This is a genomic window from Chitinasiproducens palmae, from assembly GCF_900095735.1.
Lineage (GTDB): Bacteria > Pseudomonadota > Gammaproteobacteria > Burkholderiales > Burkholderiaceae > Chitinasiproducens > Chitinasiproducens palmae.
Genome location: NZ_FNLO01000001.1, coordinates 52,979 through 55,404 on the forward strand (window position 1 = coordinate 52,979; position 2,426 = coordinate 55,404).

General features: G+C 65.0%; 1 protein-coding gene. It reads right to left on the minus strand.

The genetic code is table 11. The features are described 5' to 3' along the window. Positions 1-64 precede the first annotated feature (64 nt). Positions 65-2,290: a TonB-dependent siderophore receptor gene (locus tag BLU54_RS00175; protein WP_211435271.1), complete on the minus strand. Its 2,226-nt coding sequence runs from the start codon at positions 2,288-2,290 to the stop codon at positions 65-67. Between the last annotated feature and the right edge of the window lie 136 nt (positions 2,291-2,426).

Sequence of the window (2,426 nt, forward strand, 5' to 3'; positions counted from 1 at the left end):
CGTGTCACGACACGGAACAAAGCGGTACAGGGCCGTACGGGGCGGCGGCGAACGCGGTACGCGCTCAGTAGGCAGCGCGCAGCGTCAGCAGCACGGTGCGCGGTTGGCCGCGTGCGTAGGCGGCCGCGAAATAATCACGGTCGAACAGGTTCCGCGCATTGAGACTCAACGAGGTCTTCTTGTTGAACGCATAGCTGACCGAGGCATCGAACACGGCGTACGAACCCTGGTAGGCGGTCACGCCGTTGCGGCTGGCCTCGGTGCTGCTGACCGCCGTGACACCGGCGCCGAGCGTCAAGCCGTGCAGCGGCTCAGGCAGGCGATAGGTCGTCCACAGCTTGAACAACTGATGCGGCGAGATCGACGAGAACGGCGACGAGATCGTGTCGTAGCTGTTCGCATCGGCCAGTTGGCTGTTGTTGTACGTGTAGCTGCCGTACACCCGCCACCCCGGCACGAGTTCGCCGCTGCCCGACAGCTCGAAGCCACGCGTGCGGGCGCGGCCTACCGCAATGTAATGCGAGAAGGTCGGATCGTCCGGATCGAGCATCGCGCGGTTGCGCTGGTTGATCTGGTACACGGCCAGCGCGGTGTTGTAGCGCCCACCCATGAACTCGCCCTTGATGCCGGCTTCGTACTGATCGCCGGTGATCGGCCGGATCAGCTGGCCGCTCGTCGTCATCAGGTTGTCCTGCGGCTGGAAAATGCTCGTGTAGCTGCCGTACACCGACCAGTTCTTGTTCAGGTCGTAGATCAAGCCGGCGTAGCCGGTGAACTTGCCGGACGTGCCGAGCGAGTTGCCGGTCATCGACCAGATGTTGTACACCGGATCAGGCGAGAAGCGCGAGCGGTACCACCCCAGCCGGCCGCCCAGCACGAGCGTGAGCGGATCGGTCAGCGACAGCCGGGCCTGCCCGTAGATGCCGTACTGCTTTGCATAGGTCGAGTTGCGGCTGGTGGTGTCCGGCGAATACGGCCAGGCCGGCTCCGGATAAATGATGTTGCGCACGTCAACGCCGACGACGTTGAACGGATCGCTCGCGTCGGCGTAGTACTGCGACTGGTGCTCGACCATGCTCGCGTAGTTCGCGCCGATCGTCGCCTTGTGCGTGCGGCCAAGCAGCGTGAACGGGCCGCTCGCCGACACGTCGATACTGGTCTTGCTCTCGGACGCGACGTTGTTGGTCGAGCTGTAGTCGCCGATATAGGTCGAGGCGTCGATCGGATTGAAGGCGCTGCCCTGCAGCGTCGTGGAGCGGTCGTACGTGTAGTCGAGCACCGCCTTCGCGGTCCAGCCGTTGCCCAGTTTCTGGTGCAATTCGGCGAACACGTCAGTGGTGCGGAACGTGTCGCGGTTCCAGCCCACCCCGTAGTAATGGCTGCGCGGCAGGTTGCCGTAAGTGCCATCGCTGTAGATACCCCAGATCCACGGCTCGTTGGACGTGTACTCGGTGTAGCTCGCCCCCAGCCGCAGCAGCGTGCTCGACGTCAGGTCCGCGTCGATCGTGCCATACAGCACCTTGTTGCGGGTGTTGGTCGAATCCTGCACGCCGTCGGCGCCGTAGTACGATGCGACCGCGCGGCCGCGCAGCGTGCCTGCCTTGTTCAACGGGCCGCCCACGTCGAGCGTCGCGCCTGCGTTGCCCCGCGTGCCGCCGGTCAGTTCGGCGCTCGCCGAGAACGCGTCGAGTGCATGCTTGCGCACCAGGTTGACGGCGCCGCCCGGCGCGCCGAAGCCGTTCATCAGGCCGGACGGCCCGGTCAGCACCTCGACCCGGTCGTACATCGCCAGGCTGGGCGAGAACGTCGCGGCGGTCACCGAGATACTGCTGTTCACGTAGGTCGGCGTACCGTCGATCAGGTAGGACTCGATCGGAAAGCCCCGCGCATAGTACTGGACGCGGTCGGAGTCGCTCTGCAGCGTCGTCACGCCGGGTGCGTACTGCATTGCGTCCTTCAGCGTGTCGAAGTGCTGTTCCTTGATCTGCTCCTGCGAGATCACGCTCACCGACTGCGGTATTTCGCGCGCGGTCAGCGGCAGCTTGGAGCCGACGGTGGTCGGCGGATTGAGGCTTTGAGCGAGCGCGTCGCGCTCGCCCTCCACACTGATCATCGGCAGTGCCGCACCGGTGTCGTCGTTGGCGGCCGTCGCTGGCCTCGCATCGCTGGCCGCCTGCGGCGCCTGCTGCGCATGGGCATGCGACAGGCCCAGTGCGAGCGCCGCCACGGCAATCGCGATTCTGCTCGGCCGTGGCAACTGCGCTGCCCGCCCCGTTTCCTGACTCTCCATCCGCTCCTCCCCCGAGAATTTTTCGTGACGCGCCATTGCTGGCGCGGCGATGTCCGAAGGCCGTATGCTCAGCCCACGGTCGCGCAAATGATAACGGTTATCATTTGTGTCATCAATCAAACTTTGTGTCGCGTGT

Excerpts from the sequence above, each read along its gene's own strand:
- BLU54_RS00175 (WP_211435271.1), bottom strand. The coding sequence starts at position 2,290 with ATGGAGAGTCAGGAAACGGGGCGGGCAGCGCAGTTGCCACGGCCGAGC.